The sequence below is a fragment of the Micromonospora sp. DT15 genome, from assembly GCF_049841475.1.
Classification (GTDB): Bacteria; Actinomycetota; Actinomycetes; order Mycobacteriales; family Micromonosporaceae; genus Micromonospora.
Genome location: NZ_JBNCKJ010000003.1, coordinates 497,364 through 512,100, shown reverse-complemented (window position 1 = coordinate 512,100; position 14,737 = coordinate 497,364). Strand labels below are relative to the sequence as shown.

Sequence of the window (14,737 nt, the reverse complement as noted above, 5' to 3'; positions counted from 1 at the left end):
CACGGTGGGGAGGAGACAAGGTCGACGGAGAGGGGTACGGCAATGGCGACGCCGGTGCTGCCCGCGAGGTACACGCTGCCGCTGGTCGAGCTTCGCGTCACCGAACTCGATCTGGCCTGTCTGCCGGAGGTCGGCGCGGTGTTCGACCGGCTGCTGGCGCTGCGCCCCGCACAGGTCGTGCTCGACCTGTCCGACTGCCAGCACCTCGACGCCGCCGCCATCGGCCTGCTACTCGACGTGCACCGGCGGCTCACTCGCGCCGACGCGGCCCTCACCGTCCGCGATCCGAACCCCCGGGTCCGGCGCATCCTGCAGATCACTCGCCTGGATCAGGTGCTCCCGATCGTCAATGAGGAAGGACCAGCAGCATGACCGTCGTCCCGGACGAGTATCTGATGACCCTGATCTGCGACACCTGCGGCGAGACCATCCGTGGCACCGCGTGCGTGCTCCCCGACGCCGAGGTCGTCTGGACCCTGGTGGCCGAACACGGCTGGAGCGGCTCCCCCTTCGCCACCGGGCCGCACCGCTGCCCGCACTGCAGCCTCCTGCCCGCCTCGACCGGTGGCCACGCGTCGTGCGACGAGCATGGCCCCGGTGGCATCCTCGGCATCGACCACCTCGACGGCACGACAGTCATCGCCGCCACCGGTGACATCGACATCGACACCGGAGACAACTTGCGCACGGCGCTGCGGCACGTGGCCGAGGTGGGCGGGCATGTCGTGGTCGACCTGAGCCGGGTGCACATCATCGACTCGACAGGCCTCGGTCTGCTCGTGCGCGCCCACCGTGATGCCCGGGAACGGGGTGTCACGCTCTGCCTCGCCGCGCCGTCGCGATTCATCCGCACCGTCCTGCACACCATGCGTCTGGACGGGGCCTTCCCGATCTTCGACAGCCGCGACCACGCCCTCGCCGAGCTCTCCGACGGTGGCGGGAGGCCCCTTTCCGAGGGCCACGCGGTGGCCGTCCCCCGTTGAGGGAACGGGGGCGAGGCGACCGGGTGGCGAGCATGTCTCATGCTGGAGTAATGATTCGTTTCGTACTGAATGTGCTGTGGCTCGTCTTCGGCGGTGGCCTCGTGCTGGCGGTCGGCTACGGCATCGCCGCGCTGATCTGCTTCGTCCTGGTCATCACCATCCCGTTCGGCGTCGCCTCGCTGCGCCTCGCGGTCTACTCGCTGTGGCCCTTCGGCCGCACCCTGGTGCCCAAGCCGGGCGTGGGCGTCGGCTCCGGCCTGGCGAACATCCTCTGGGTGGTGCTGGCCGGCTGGTGGCTCGCGCTCTCGCACATCCTCGCGGGCATCGCCCTCTGCGTGACGATCATCGGGATTCCGTTCGGCATCGCCAACTTCAAGCTCGTACCGGCGGCGTTCTGGCCGCTCGGGCGTGAGGTCGTCGACGCGCCCTGAACACGGAAAACGGGAGACCTCTGGTCTCCCGCCACTTCTAACTTATAGCGCACTGGGGGGCTTGCGGCAAGACCCCGTTTATGACGCAGAATCGTCGGCCGAGGCCAGATTCTGCCGAAATGGAAGTCATGAATTGGATTCCTTGCCTACCTCCGTGTTCGACCTTCCCGATCACCTCGCCCCCAAGGCCGACCCGGCGCTCATCGCCCACGACGAGCGGCACTTCGCGGCCATGGCGCAGGGCCTCGCGCAGCTGAACGCCGAGCTGTCCGACCGTCTGGACACCGCCCGCCGGGCGCCCGGCGGCAAGGGCCGGCAGGCCGTCGACCGGGACGAGGAGGTCCGCCGACTGACCGCCCGCCTACGCTCGCTGAGCCGCTACGGGCTGGACCTGTGCCTCGGCCACGTCGTCGGGGCGGACAACCACGAGCCGGTGTACGTCGGACGTCGCGGCCTCACCGACAGCACGGGCCGGCGGCTGCTGCTCGACTGGCGCTCACCCGCCGCCGAGCCGTTCTTCGGCGCGACCCACGCCAACCCGATGGGCCTGGCGAGCCGCCGCCGGTACCGCTGGACCCGCGGCCGGATCAGCGACTACTGGGACGAGGTGTTCACCCCGGACGGGTTCGTGGGGCACGCCGTCGCGCTCGACGACCAGTCAGCGTTCATCGCCAGTCTGGGCGGTGCTCGGTCGGCCCGGATGCGCGATGTGCTCAGCACGATTCAGGCCGACCAGGACGCCATCATCCGGGCGGGGTCGGCCGGCGCCCTCGTGGTCGACGGCGGTCCGGGCACCGGCAAGACCGTCGTCGCCCTGCACCGCACCGCGTACCTGCTCTACTCCGACCCGCGCCTCGGTCAACGCCGGGGTGGAGTGCTCTTCGTGGGACCGCACCAGCCCTACCTGGCCTACGTCGCCGACGTCCTGCCCAGCCTCGGAGAGGAGGACGTGCAGACCTGCACCCTGCGCGGCCTCGTCGCAGAGGGAGCCACGGCTACCGTCGAGGCCGACCCGGACGTGGCCCGGCTGAAGTCCTCGGCCGAGCTGGTCCGGGCGATCGACGCGGCCGTCCGGTTCTACGAGGACCCACCGGTCGCCCCGATGACGATCACGGTCGGCGAATCCGACGTCCGCCTGAGCGCCGACGACTGGGCCGACGCGTTCCAGGCGCCGGGTCCGGGCACCCCGCACAACGAGGCGCGCGAGGACATCTGGGAGGAGTTGCTGACGATCCTCATCGACCGGTACGACGGCGAGGAGCCGGACGCCGTGCTCCGCGACTCGCTGCTGCGAAACGGGGAGCTGCGGGCGACAGTCAACAGTGCCTGGCCGTTGCTCGACGCGGCCGATCTCGTGGGTGACCTGTGGTCGGTGCCCGCGTACCTGAGCAGGTGCGCGCCGTGGCTCAGCCCGGAGGAGGTCCGCAAGCTGCAACGCGACGAGCCCCGGGCCTGGACCGTGTCCGACCTGCCGCTGCTCGACGCGGCCCGGCAGCGGCTCGGCGACGCCGAGAGGGCGGGGCGCACCCGGCGGCGCGACCCGGCCGCCGCCGTGGAACGCGAACACATGGCCCGGGTCGTCGACGAGCTGCTCGCGGCCGACACCTACGACGACGGCGAGGGTCTACTGGCGATGCTGCGCCAACCCGACCTGCGCGACGTCCTGGTCGACGACTCCGCGCTGCCGGACGCCGACCCGGACCTGCTGGCCGGCCCGTTCGCACACATCGTCGTCGACGAGGCGCAGGAGCTGACCGACGCCCAGTGGCAGATGCTGCTGGCCCGCTGCCCGTCGCGCAGCTTCACCATCGTGGGAGACCGCGCCCAGGCCCGGCACGGGTTCACCGAGTCGTGGCAGGAACGCCTCAAGCGGGTCGGGCTCGACCGGGTCACAGTGGCCTCGTTGGCCATCAACTACCGGACGCCGGCGGAGGTCATGGCGGAGGCCGAATCGGTCATCCGGGGCGTACTCCCCGACGCCAACGTGCCCACCTCCATCCGCGGCAACGGGCTCCCCGTCGTCCACGGTTCGGCCGCCGACCTCGGGTCGATCCTCGACACCTGGCTCGCCGACCACGCCGAAGGGATCGCCTGCGTGATCGGCGACCCGACCTTTCCGCCGACGTCCCGGGTCCGGTCACTGAGCCCGGAGCAGGCCAAGGGCCTCGAATTCGACCTGGTCGTCCTGGTCGACCCGCAAGCGTTCGGCAGCGGCGTCTCGGGGGCGGTTGACCGCTACGTCGCGATGACCCGGGCCACCCAGCAACTCGTGCTCCTGACCAGCTGCTGAGGGCGTTGCAGGCCCTGGCGCAGCACATCTGACTGCCGTTTGAGGACATCGATAGCCGATACGCTGCGCCCTGTGGAGTTCCAGGTGCTCGGGGATGTCGCGGCCAGCCACCGGGGCAGCCCGGTCGAGTTGGGTCGACGGCAGGAGCGCTGTCTGCTGGGGTTGCTGCTGCTGGAGCCCGGCCGGGTGCTGCTGACGGAACGCCTGATCGAGTTGCTCTGGAGTGACGTCGACGCGGCCGATCGCCGCGCGACCCTGCACACCTACGTGGCCCGGCTGCGGCGCAGGCTCGCTCCGTACGGGGCGCGCATCGTCACGCGCGGCGCGGGTTACCTGATCGACGTGGACCCCGCGACGGTCGACCTGCACCGGTTCACGGCGGAGGTGGACCGGACGCGCACGATCGCCGACCCGGCGGTCCGCGCTCAGGCTCTGGCGGCGGCCCTCGATCTGTGGCGCGGTCCGCTGCTGGCCGGCGTCGCCGACGAGGCGCTACGTCGGCGGCTCGGGCGTGGTCTTGAGGAGCGGCGGTTGGCTGCCTTCGAGCGGCGGGTGGAGGCCGAACTGGCGGCCGGTGAGCATGTCCGGGTGGTGGGGCTGCTGGCCGACCTGGTGCGGGAGTTTCCGACCAGGGAACATGGCATTGAGCTGTTCATGCTGGCGCTGAGTCGGGCCGGCCGGCGTACCGAAGCCTTGGAGGTCTACCGCGACGCGCGCCGGACGCTTGTCGAGGAGTTCGGTCTCGAGCCCGGCCAGGACCTTCAGCGCCTGCACCAACGGATCCTCGCCGACGATCCGGATCTCGCCTTCCCGACGCCCAGCGGCACCGACAGCATGTCCGCAGCACCGCGACACCTGCCGCGCGACATCCCGGGTTTCATCGGCCGGGAGGCGGATCTCGTGATCCTCGACAGTGCCGTCGGCGACGGTGGGGATCCCTCCGGGGTCGCCCCGATCTGCACGATCGGCGGAATCGGCGGGCTCGGTAAGACGGCGTTGGCAGTGCACTGGGCGCATCGGGTGGCGTCGCGTTATCCAGACGGCCAGGTGTTCGTCAACCTTCGCGGCCACGGAACCGATTCGCCGACCCGCCCGATCGACGCACTCGGCCAGCTGTTGCGGGCGCTGAGCGTGCCACCGGAGCGGATACCCCTCGACGTCGACGAGGCAGCGGCTCTGTACCGGTCGACGCTCGCGGACCGGCGGGTGCTGGTCCTGCTCGACAACGCCATCTCCTCCGAGCAGGTGAGACCGCTACTCCCGGCGTCGGCGCGCTGCCTGACGGTCATCACCAGCCGTAACCGTCTCGACGGGCTGGTGGCGCACGAGGGGGCGCAGAGTCTACGGCTGGGTCTGCTGTCCGACGACGAGGCGTACCGGCTTGTCGCGACGATGATCGGTGCGGATCGTGCGGCAGCCAGCCGGGACGAGATTCTCCGGCTGGCAGCGCTCTGCGGAAACCTGCCACTGGCCTTGCGCGTCGCCGCCGCACGGATCGTTGTGGACGAACGCCAGACCGTCCCGGATCTGCTGTTGGAGCTTGCCAACGCCCGAGAGCGGCTCTCCGGGCTGGTCGTCGAGGGTGACAGCGCGGTACGCGGCGTCTTCGCGGTGTCCTATCGGGCACTGCCGGCCGCCCCGGCGCGCGTTTTCCGGCTGTTGGGCCTCGTGCCGGACACGGCGCTGCCGGCCGCGGCAGTGGCAGTCCTCGCGGGCCAGGTCGAGAGCCAGATCCAGGAGCACATCGACGAGTTGGTGGGTCGGCACCTTCTCGACGACGACGGCACGGGCCGCTACCAGATGCACGACCTGCTCCGGCTCTACGGCGCCGAGCGGGCCGAGCAGGAAGACACCGATCACGATCGCCTCCTGGCGGTGGGGCGGCTCGCCGATGCGTACGTCCAGCAGGGTGTGGCCGCTCAGAGCATGTTCCAGCGCCTCCGGACGTCCGTCGCCATGCGCATCGCGCATCCCCTCGCGCAGGCGCCCACCTTCGACTCGATGGGTGCTGCCAGCGCCTGGTTCCAGGTGGAGGCCGCCAATCTGTTGGCGTTGGTCAGGATCTGCGACAGCCTCGGACTGGCGCGAGAAACCTGGCAGCTCGCCGATTGCCAGTACAGCTTCCTGCTGCGAACTCACGCTTTGACGACACTGCGGGAGACTCACGAGCTGGGAATGGTCGCGGCGCGCCTCGACGACCGGCCGGACGGTGAGCGACTGATGGCGAACGGGCTGGGTGTCGCCTACGCGCTGGGGCGGAACTTCGACCAGGCCATCAGGTGGATGGAAGTTGCCGCGCAGGTCAACCTGGAACAGAGTTCCCCCCGCGACGAGGTCGTCAGCCGGATGAACATCGGCAACGCCTACGGGCAGAAGGGCGACCGGGACGAATCCGAGAGGCATCTGCGCCAGGCCCTGGCCGGTGCCCGGCAGTTGGACGACGTCTTCATCCTGTGTGTCTGCCTGAGCAATCTCGGATGGCTCTATACCGAGCAGGGTCGGGCGCAGGAGTCGCTGTCCCTCCTCGAAGAGGCGCTGCGGATCGCCGTCGACCACGATATCCGGCAGCAGATCGCCCCGCTTGAGGTGCACCTCGCGCACCAGAACGCAAACCTCGCACGGTACGAGGCCACGGTTCGGCACGCCCGAGCGGCAATGGCGCTGCGACACCTCGGCGATCATCTCAGCACGGCTCGCGGGCTCTACTGGCTCGGCGTGGGTCTCGACGGCCTCGGGTCAACCGAGGAGGCGGTCGCCTGCTGGCAGGAGTCCCTTGGGTTGATGACCGACATCGGCACTGCGGATGCGGAGTATCCCGCCGACGCCCTCGCGAGGGCGGGCCGTCACGCACCGACCGATCCGGCCTGAGCCACCGGGCTGCCCTGCCCTGGTAAGGGTTTGGTCAGTCCGCCGCGTCAGTCTCTCGGTAGAGCCGGCGCGGATCGACGGGCCGGACGGACCCAGAGGGAGGGTCGATGCTCAGGAGCATGGCACGGATCGGAGCGATCGTACTGGTACTGGCTACGGCGGCACTCGCGCCGTCCGCGCCGGCGGCTGCGGACTCGGGTGGTGGCTGCCGAAACCACGGGTCCTACTCGAACCCGTACGTCTGCATCAGCGTCCGCAGCGGCACGACGAATCCACTGATCGGCGACTTTTACCTCAACTCCACCCCGTCCGGAGAGAGACGAGCCAACATCCAGATCATCGCGTGGTGCGGCGGCAGCATCGCCGCGATCTCCGATCCGTACTGGTGGACCATCGTTCCCAATCACTCGCCCACGGTTGGCTTGAACAAGCCATGCTCCAGCGGTTACGCGCGGACGAACGTGAACTTCTACAACGTCAACAATTCGTTCATGTACACGGCGACCAGCCCGTACCAGTACTGGTGAACCGAGCCCACGCGAGCACGAATGTCTCCGCAGGGCCAGCACGGGGGTGGCCCTGCGTAGACGTCGGAGTTAGTTGCCGAGCGTGACGTGCAGGATCTTCTCGTTGCTGTTGTTCGGGGTGCTGTCCTTGTCACCGACGTTGGTGGTGGTCAGCCACAGCCCGCCGTCCGGAGCCGGCTCCACGGTCCGCAGCCGGCCGTAGGTGCCACTGAAGTACGTCTGCACGTTCGTCAGGCTGCTGCCGCTGATCACCGCCCGGTACATCCGAGCGCCTCGGGCGCAGGCCACGTAGAGCGCGTCGCGGACGATCGTGATGCCGGAGCAGGACCCTTCAGCAGTCGGGTACGTGCGCGCCGGCGCGATGAACCCGGCCGTACCGCACGTGCCGCTGGTGCCCTCGCACGCCGGCCAGCCGTAGTTTCCACCCTTGGTGATCAGGTTGGTCTCGTCCATCACCGAGTTGCCGAACTCCTGCTCCCACAGCCGGCCCTGCGAGTCGAACGCCAGCCCCTGCGGGTTGCGGTGGCCGTAGCTCCACACGTAGTTGCCGAACGGGTTGTCCGAGGGGACGGTGCCGTCCGGGTTGAGTCGCAGGATCTTGCCTTCGAGGCTGGACCGGTCCTGGGCGTAGTTGCCGTTCTGGGCGTCGCCGGTGCTGGCGTACAGCTTGCCGTCCGGGCCGAACCGCAGGCGACCACCGTCGTGGTACTTGTTACGCCGGATGCCGCTGAGCAGAACCTGCTCGCTGGCGGTGTTGAGTCGCCCGTTCTCCAGCCTGATCCGGACGATGCGGTTGTCGCTCGGCGAGGTGTGCATGATGTAGAGCCACCGGTCGCTGGAGTAGCTGGCCGAGATGGCGAGACCCAACAGGCCACCCTCACCGTCGGTGCTCTGCACGTTCGGCACGGTGCCCAGGTTGGTCTTGGCCCCGGTGCTCGGGTTGAGCTGGATGATGTCGTGCGCGTCGCGCCGGTTGTAGAGCACGCTGCCGTCGGGCAACGTCACCAGACCCCACGGGATGTCGGTGTCGGTGGTGACCTGCCGCACCCCGCACACCGGGTTGGCGCACGCCGCGCCGGTGGTCACCGTCGCAGTGCCGCTGCGCGACGAGGCGTTGTCCTGCGCGTCCCGAGCCACCACGTAGTACTGGTAGGAGGTGTTCGCCGTCAGGCCGCTGTCGGTGAACGTGGTCGCCGGCGGCGCGCCGGTGACAGTGCCCACCTTCGCGCCGGCCCGGTAGATGTCGTACGCCCGCACCCCGATGTTGTCGGTCGACGCGGTCCAGCGCAGCGTCACGGTGGTGCCCGACGCGGTGCCGGTGAGCTGTTGCGGCGCGGTGGGCGGCTGACTGTCGGCCTGACAGGGCGGCGGTGTGATCGAGACGGTGGCGCTCGCCTGCGACACGTTGCCGGCGGCGTCGCGGGCGTTGACGTACAGACCCCAGGTCGCCCCGGCCACCACGGTCAGGTTGGTGGAGAGCGTCGTACCGCTCACCGACGTCATCAACTGGCCGTCGTGGTAGATGTCGTAGAAGGCCACCGCGACGTTGTCCGTCGAGGCGTTCCACGCGAACGTCACCGAGTTGCAGGTCAGGCCGCTGACCCGAGGGCTGCCCGGCGCCGTCGGCGGCTGGCTGTCGGCGCTGCCGAAGGACGTCGTCCACCGTTGGTTGGACTGCCCGTTGCAGGTCCAGAGACCGACCGTGGTGCTGTTGGCGGTGCCGGCGCCGTTCACGTCCAGGCACAGACCGGACTGGACGCCGACGATCGTCCCCGAGGTGGTGGTCCGCCAGCGTTGGTTCGCCCCACCGGTGCAGTTGTTGATCTGTAGCGCCGCCGGCGCGGTGGTGTCCTGACCGACCACGTCCAGGCACATCGTGTCGTCGTAGACCCGCAGCTCACCACTTGAGGTGAAGGTCCACGCCTGATTGGCCTGGCCATTGCAGTCGTAGATGTTGATGCCGGCACCGGCGGTCCTGACGTTGCCGACCACGTCCAGGCAACGACCGCTGGCCACGCCCACGACTGTCGACGGCGCCGCGGCGGACGCCGGCACACCGACGGCCAGGCTCAGCAGCGTCACCGCCGCCATCGCCACCGGCAACAGCCGTCGTCGTGGGCGTAGTGGGTTCCTCCGTGCGACGACTCGCATCAGTCCTCCAGGCTCAGGGCATCGACCGGCCCACCCAGACGACGAAGCGCCCGACCACGCCGAACAAGTACATCGACCATCAAAGATGCATTCGTCGCACAAGTCAAACGATGTCCCTCGATCGTGGGCAAACCTGCCCACCATCGGTGCACCCGCCCTCCTCCTCAGGTCGTAAGCGCATTGCCGTCTCGCGCCAGATGGCTCGGGGCGGTCACTCGAACAGGCTTGTTCCACGGCATCGGGTGACGCCGTACGGACCTGCTCCGGACACCCGTTCGCCCAGGAAAGGCACTGGCAGACGATGCGCTCTCTATCCCTTCTCGCCCCCGCTGCACCCCGACCGGGCGTCCGACTCGGCGCGGTGCTCCTGACCACTGCCGTCATCGCTGTCAGCGCCGCTGGCTGCGGAGCGGCGCAGCACAACCCCGCACCGCCCATCGACGCTCCGGCGGCACCGGCCGCCGCGAGCGGGGCGGGTTCCGCCCTGACCGACACCGACGTCAACGCCTGGCTCGACGGCCTGCTGCCGGCCGCACTCGACCGTACCGGCATCGCGGGAGCCACTGTCGCCGTCGTGAACGACGGCAAGATCCTCACAACCCGTGGGTACGGGTACGCCGACACCGGGGCCGGCGAGAGCGCCGGTGTACCGGTCGACCCGGACCGCCATCTGTTCCGGATGGGATCGGTGTCGAAGCTCGTCACCGCCACAGCGGTGCTGCAACTCGTGCAGGACGGGAAGCTCGACCTCGACACCGACGTCAGGACGTACCTCGACTTCGAACTGCCTCTCCGCCACGAGCGGGCCGTCACCCTGCGGCACCTGCTGACGCACACCGCCGGCTTCGAGGAGCGGATCGCCGGCCTCATCGGCACCGACGGCAGCGACCTCAACCTGCGCAAGGCCCTGATGACCGACCCACCGGAGCAGATCTACCAGCCCGGCACCGTTCCGGCGTACTCCAACTACAGCAACGCGCTCGCCGGCTACATCGTCGAACGCGTCAGCGGGACGCGCTTCGAGGAGTACGTCCAACGCAACGTCCTGGACCGCGCGGGCATGCCGTCGTCGACCTTCGAGCAGCCCCTCCCGGCGGCGCTGCGCGACCGGATGTCCAACGGGTACGAGACCTCCGCCGGGCCTGCCGTGCCGTTCGAGATCGTCGGCACGCCCCCGCCCGGTGCGCTGAGCGCCCCGGCGACGGACATGGCGCGATTCATGCTCGCCCAGCTCGGCGAGCCGGTGGGCTTCGCGCCCCTGCTGGACCAACCGACCCGTGAGCTGATGCAGCGGCCGGCACTCGACGCGACGTCGTTGGGCACGCTGGCCGACGGGCCACGGATGACCCTCGGATTCTTCACCGAGGACCGCAACGGCCACCGGATCCTCGGCCACGGCGGCGACACCAAGTACTTCCACTCGCACCTGCAGATCTACCCCGACGACCGCGCCGGGATCTTCCTGTCCCTCAACAGCAACGGCTCCGGTGCCCTCGACAGCCACGAGCTTCGCGATTCGGTAGTGAACGGCTTCGCCGACCGCTACTTCCCCGCCCGCGACGCCCAGCAGACCGTCGGAGTGGACCCGGCGACCACCGCCGAGCACGCCGCGCTGGCCGCCGGCACCTACGAGTCCTCGCGAGCGATCGGGAGCAACTTCCTGACGGCGATCGGCCTGGTCGGTCGGACCACTGTCAGCGTTGCCGACGGCGACCGGTTGCTGGTGGACCCGGGCCCGCTGTCGGACACTCCCGCCCTCTACGAGGAGGTGGCGCCCTGGGTCTGGCGCGAAGTCGACGGGCAGCGCACGATCGCCATGCGGGCGACCGACGACCGGGTCGAGGCGATCAGTTTCGACTCCGCGTTCGCGTTGCTGCCCGTCGAGCCGGCCCGCGCCTCCGCCGTGGCCGTCCCGGTGCTGGCCCTGTCCACCGTCGCGCTGCTGCTCGCCGTGCTGTCCTGGCCGGTCGGCGCGATCGTCCGCCGTCGGCTCGGGCGCGCTCCCCGGGAACGGGCGGGGCGCACCGCGCGGATCCTGAGCCGCCTCGCCGTCGCCGGCACGCTGCTCGCGTTCGCCGGTTGGGTGCTGGCCATCGGCAGCATCATGAGTCTCCAGGACGTACCCGGGCCCGCACTGCGCACCATCCAGGTGCTGCAACTGCTCGGTCTGCTGGGAGTGCTGCCCGCCGCCGTCCGGCTCGTCGACGACGTGCGACGCCACGTCGGCTGGCGGCGGATCACCGGCAGCGGCCTGATCCTGTTCGCTCTCGCCGGAGCGGGCTGGTTCGCGGTGGAGTTTCACCTGCTCGCGCCTAGCATCTCCTACTGACCCGCCCGACCCGGGACGATCCGGAGCAAGGATGCGCACCGCATGAGGGACCACGTCGACACCGAACCCGGCACACCGCGACTGACGAAGTGGCTCGACGGACGGCTCACCCGGCTCGGGGTGAACGGCGTGTTCCGCCGGGACTGCCTGCTGGCCGCGGCGCTGACCGTCCTGACGTTCGTACTGCTCACCGCGCTGTTCTGGTTCGTGGCACCGGAAGATGGGGTGTCGTTCGACCCGGCGCGGGCCTGGCTGCTCGTTGCCATCTGCTGCGCGCAGGCGATGCTGCTGTGCCTGCGTCGGGTCCGGCCGCTGCTCTGCCTCGCGCTCGTCGTCGGCCTCCAACTGCCCATCATCGGCTTCTCCCTGCCGGAGGCGACCATCCGGGGCCTCGCACCGTTCGTCGCGGCGTACACGGTCGGGTCGTTGCTGCCGGTTCGCCGTGCCCTGCTGGCCGTCAGCGCGGTCGTGGTGGTGGAGTCGATCGGGGCGGCCGTCGTGGTGACCCCGGATCTGCTGACGGCCATCGCGTACGTCTCGGCGAGCGCCCTGACCTACGGCGGCGCGACCTTCGTCGGCGGCTACGTGGCCACCTACCGACGCTACGTGGAGTTGGTCCGGGTGCGGGCGGACGAGGCGATCCGGGAGCAGCACACGAAGGTCCAGGCGGCGATCGGCGCGGAGCGTTCCCGGATGGCCAGGGAGTTGCACGACGTGGCCGCGCACCACCTCTCCGGCATGGTCGTGCAGGCGGCGGCGGTCGAGCGGCTGATCGACCGGGACCCGGCGGCCGCGAAGGCCGGTGTGGCCTGGATCCGCAGCCAGGGCAAGGAGACCCTGGACAACCTGCGGCTGGTCGTCGGTGTGCTGCGCGGCAGACCGGGGCACGAGGGAGGCGACGGTGCCACTCCGGTGCCAGGGCTGGGCATGCTCGACGACCTCGTCCGCACCGCGGGCAACCTCGCCGGCACGGTGGAGTTCGTCCGGGAGGGCGACCAGCGCGAGGTGCCACCGATCGCCGACGTCGCGCTCTACCGGATCGCGCAAGAGTCGCTCAGCAACGCACGCCAGCACGCCCCGGGCGCTGCGGCGCGGGTGGTGCTCCGCTTCGAGCCCCGCTCGGTGTCGCTGGAGGTGGTGAACGAACCCGCTGCGCCGCGACGCGTACCGGCGGCACGCACCGGCGGCGTCGGCCTGGTGGGCATGCGTGAGCGGGCCCAGCTGATCGGGGCGACGTTCACCGCCGGCCCGACGGCGGCTGGTGGCTGGTCGGTCGCCGCGACGCTCCCGACGAACGGTCCCGCCGCATCCCGTCCGAAGGAAGAGGCCCCAGCATGATCAGAGTGATGCTCGTCGACGACCAGGCAGTGGTCCGCGCCGGCTTTCGCGTCATCCTGGAGCAGCCCGGCGAGATCGAGGTCGTGGCCGAGGCGTCGAACGGGTCCACCGCCGTCGAGCTGGCCCGCCGGCTGCAACCGGACGTCATCTGCATGGACGTCCGGATGCCGCACGGCGACGGGCTCACCGCGACCCGGCAGATCGTCGCCGAGGCGAGCGGGACGCCACCGGCGGTGCTGGTCGTGACGACCTTCGACCTCGACGAGTACGTCTTCGGCGCGTTGGAGTCCGGTGCCAGCGGGTTCATCCTCAAGGACTGTGAGCCCGAGGAGCTGATCGAGGCGATCCGTCGGCTGGCGAGCGGGTACGGGCTCGTCGACCAGGCCGTCACCCGTCGGGTGATCTCCGAGTTCGCCAGGCGTACGCCCGCACCCCGCTCGGACGCGGCGGCGGCGCACCAGCTGACCGCGCGGGAGACCGAGATCGTGGAGTTGCTCGCGCAGGGCCTGTCGAACGTCGAGATCGCCGAGCGGCTCTTCATCGAGACCAGCACCGTCAAGTCGCACCTCGGGCGCGCCATGACCAAGATCGGCGCACGGGACCGGCTACAGACCGTCGTGTGGGCGTACCAGAACGGGGTGGTCCACCGATGACCGTGCTCGTGCCACCCACGTCACCGCGGCCACCCCACGGGATCAGCCGTTCCACTCCTTGGCGAGCAGCTCGTAGGAGCTGACCCGGTCGGTGTGGGAGTGGGTGATCGTGGTGACCAGCAGTTCGTCGGCGGCGGTGACGTCCCGCAGGGTGCGCAGCCGCTCGGCCACCGTCGTGGGCGAGCCGACGAACTGGGTGTCCACCCGATCGGCAACCAGCTCCCGATCGGCATCGGCCCAGGGCAGCGCAGCGGCCTGCTCCGGGCTCGGATACTGGATCGCGCCTTCGCCACTGCGGATGCTGCGCACCCACGGGCCGTACGGTGTGGCCAGCCGGCGCGCGGTGTCGTCGGTCTGGCCCACGACCACGTCGGCGGACACCACCACGTACGGCTCGGTGAGCGTGGTCGAGGGCTGGAACGCGGCACGGTAGGCACCGACCGCGTCGAGCACTGACGATGGGCTGACGTGGTAGTTGGCGGCGAACGGCAGGCCCAGTGCGCCGGCGAGTTGGGCGCTCTCCCCACCGCTGCTGCCCAGCAGCCACACCCGCAGATCGGTGCCCTCCCCCGGCACGGCGTGCGCGTCCAGACCGTCGGCGTCGGTGTAGTCGCCGCGCAGCAGGGCCAGGACGTCGGCGACCTGTTCGGCGAAGGGCGGTGGCTGGGCGCCCGGTTGGTGCAGCAGGGCGCTGCTCAGGGCGAAGCGCGGTGAGGCGAGCACCTGGGCGTAGGAGAACGGCGGAGGGATGAGCAGCCCGTCGACGATCCGAGCATCGACAGCTGGCGGTGTGGGCGCGGCGACCTCCCGGGCGGCCTCGACGCGCCGCTGACCGGAGCGGCCGAGTCCGAGGTCGATGCGGCCCGGGTAGAGCGCGGCGAGGGTGCCGAACTCCTCGACGACCGACAGTGCGGTGCGGTGGCCGACCTGGACGGCCCCGGAGCCGACGCGGATCGCGCTGGTGGCCGCGGCGACCTGCCCGATGAGCACGGCCGGAGCGGAGCTGGCGACACCGGCGGCGAGATGGTGCTCGGCCAGCCAGTAACGGTGGTAGCCGGACTGCTCTGCCCGGCGGGCCAGATCGACGGTGTTGCGGAGGGCGTCGGTGACGGTGCCACCGGCGGGCACCGGCGAGAGGTCGAGAATGGACAGTGGGGTGGAGGGCAT

General features: G+C 70.2%; 11 protein-coding genes. 9 read left to right on the top strand and 2 right to left on the bottom strand.

Features of this window, described 5'->3' with window-relative positions:
• Nucleotides 1-42 precede the first annotated feature (42 nt).
• The 6 genes from ACLQ3F_RS09875 to ACLQ3F_RS09850 all read left to right on the top strand — a co-directional run bounded on the left by ACLQ3F_RS09875 (nucleotide 43) and on the right by ACLQ3F_RS09850 (nucleotide 7,099).
• Entirely contained in the window at nucleotides 43-372 is a 330-nt protein-coding gene (locus ACLQ3F_RS09875; RefSeq protein ID WP_425848078.1) for an STAS domain-containing protein, read from the top strand.
• Complete coding sequence (locus ACLQ3F_RS09870) at nucleotides 369-983, top strand: STAS domain-containing protein (protein ID WP_425848075.1); 615 nt, start codon at nucleotides 369-371, stop codon at nucleotides 981-983. The genes ACLQ3F_RS09875 and ACLQ3F_RS09870 overlap by 4 nt, the downstream gene beginning before the upstream one ends.
• A gap of 50 nt (nucleotides 984-1,033) precedes the next feature.
• The gene (locus ACLQ3F_RS09865) at nucleotides 1,034-1,414 is read left to right on the top strand and encodes a YccF domain-containing protein (protein ID WP_357228436.1); all 381 of its coding nucleotides are present in this window, start codon (nucleotides 1,034-1,036) and stop codon (nucleotides 1,412-1,414) included.
• A gap of 154 nt (nucleotides 1,415-1,568) precedes the next feature.
• Nucleotides 1,569-3,704, top strand: a complete 2,136-nt coding sequence (helR, locus tag ACLQ3F_RS09860) for an RNA polymerase recycling motor ATPase HelR (protein ID WP_425848074.1) — start codon at nucleotides 1,569-1,571, stop codon at nucleotides 3,702-3,704.
• A 72-nt stretch (nucleotides 3,705-3,776) separates the two neighbouring features.
• The gene (locus ACLQ3F_RS09855; RefSeq protein ID WP_425848073.1) at nucleotides 3,777-6,572 is read left to right on the top strand and encodes an AfsR/SARP family transcriptional regulator; all 2,796 of its coding nucleotides are present in this window, start codon (nucleotides 3,777-3,779) and stop codon (nucleotides 6,570-6,572) included.
• A 119-nt stretch (nucleotides 6,573-6,691) separates the two neighbouring features.
• Complete coding sequence (locus ACLQ3F_RS09850) at nucleotides 6,692-7,099, top strand: hypothetical protein (RefSeq protein WP_425848070.1); 408 nt, start codon at nucleotides 6,692-6,694, stop codon at nucleotides 7,097-7,099.
• 69 nt (nucleotides 7,100-7,168) lie between these two features.
• Here ACLQ3F_RS09850 and ACLQ3F_RS09845 read toward each other — a convergent pair whose 3' ends face one another.
• Nucleotides 7,169-9,250 carry a PQQ-dependent sugar dehydrogenase gene (locus tag ACLQ3F_RS09845; protein ID WP_425848067.1) on the bottom strand — a complete coding sequence of 694 codons (2,082 nt, stop codon included), beginning with the start codon at nucleotides 9,248-9,250 and terminating at the stop codon, nucleotides 7,169-7,171.
• A 361-nt stretch (nucleotides 9,251-9,611) separates the two neighbouring features.
• On the opposite strand from ACLQ3F_RS09845, the gene ACLQ3F_RS09840 reads away from it, so the two are divergent.
• Genes ACLQ3F_RS09840 through ACLQ3F_RS09830 form a run of 3 tightly spaced genes read left to right on the top strand, consistent with a single transcriptional unit; the run spans nucleotide 9,612 to nucleotide 13,570 of the window.
• A complete protein-coding gene (locus ACLQ3F_RS09840) occupies nucleotides 9,612-11,579 on the top strand; it encodes a serine hydrolase domain-containing protein (protein WP_425848064.1) in 1,968 nt (655 codons plus the stop codon).
• Between the two features lie 42 nt (nucleotides 11,580-11,621).
• The gene (locus ACLQ3F_RS09835; protein WP_425848063.1) at nucleotides 11,622-12,917 is read left to right on the top strand and encodes a sensor histidine kinase; all 1,296 of its coding nucleotides are present in this window, start codon (nucleotides 11,622-11,624) and stop codon (nucleotides 12,915-12,917) included.
• Entirely contained in the window at nucleotides 12,914-13,570 is a 657-nt protein-coding gene (locus ACLQ3F_RS09830) for a response regulator (protein WP_425848060.1), read from the top strand. Before ACLQ3F_RS09835 ends, ACLQ3F_RS09830 begins: the two co-directional genes overlap by 4 nt.
• A 42-nt stretch (nucleotides 13,571-13,612) precedes the next feature.
• Here the strand turns inward: ACLQ3F_RS09830 and ACLQ3F_RS09825 are convergent, their stop codons facing one another.
• A complete protein-coding gene (locus ACLQ3F_RS09825; RefSeq protein ID WP_425848057.1) occupies nucleotides 13,613-14,737 on the bottom strand; it encodes an LLM class flavin-dependent oxidoreductase in 1,125 nt (374 codons plus the stop codon).

Bases quoted from the DNA above. Each gene is read 5' to 3' on its own strand.
- ACLQ3F_RS09825 (WP_425848057.1), bottom strand. From the start codon at position 14,737: ATGCCCTCCACCCCACTGTCCATTCTCGACCTCTCGCCGGTGCCCGCC.
- ACLQ3F_RS09835 (WP_425848063.1), top strand. From the start codon at position 11,622: ATGAGGGACCACGTCGACACCGAACCCGGCACACCGCGACTGACGAAG.
- ACLQ3F_RS09850 (WP_425848070.1), top strand. From the start codon at position 6,692: ATGGCACGGATCGGAGCGATCGTACTGGTACTGGCTACGGCGGCACTC.
- ACLQ3F_RS09865 (WP_357228436.1), top strand. From the start codon at position 1,034: ATGATTCGTTTCGTACTGAATGTGCTGTGGCTCGTCTTCGGCGGTGGC.
- ACLQ3F_RS09830 (WP_425848060.1), top strand. From the start codon at position 12,914: ATGATCAGAGTGATGCTCGTCGACGACCAGGCAGTGGTCCGCGCCGGC.
- ACLQ3F_RS09845 (WP_425848067.1), bottom strand. From the start codon at position 9,250: ATGCGAGTCGTCGCACGGAGGAACCCACTACGCCCACGACGACGGCTG.
- ACLQ3F_RS09870 (WP_425848075.1), top strand. From the start codon at position 369: ATGACCGTCGTCCCGGACGAGTATCTGATGACCCTGATCTGCGACACC.
- ACLQ3F_RS09875 (WP_425848078.1), top strand. From the start codon at position 43: ATGGCGACGCCGGTGCTGCCCGCGAGGTACACGCTGCCGCTGGTCGAG.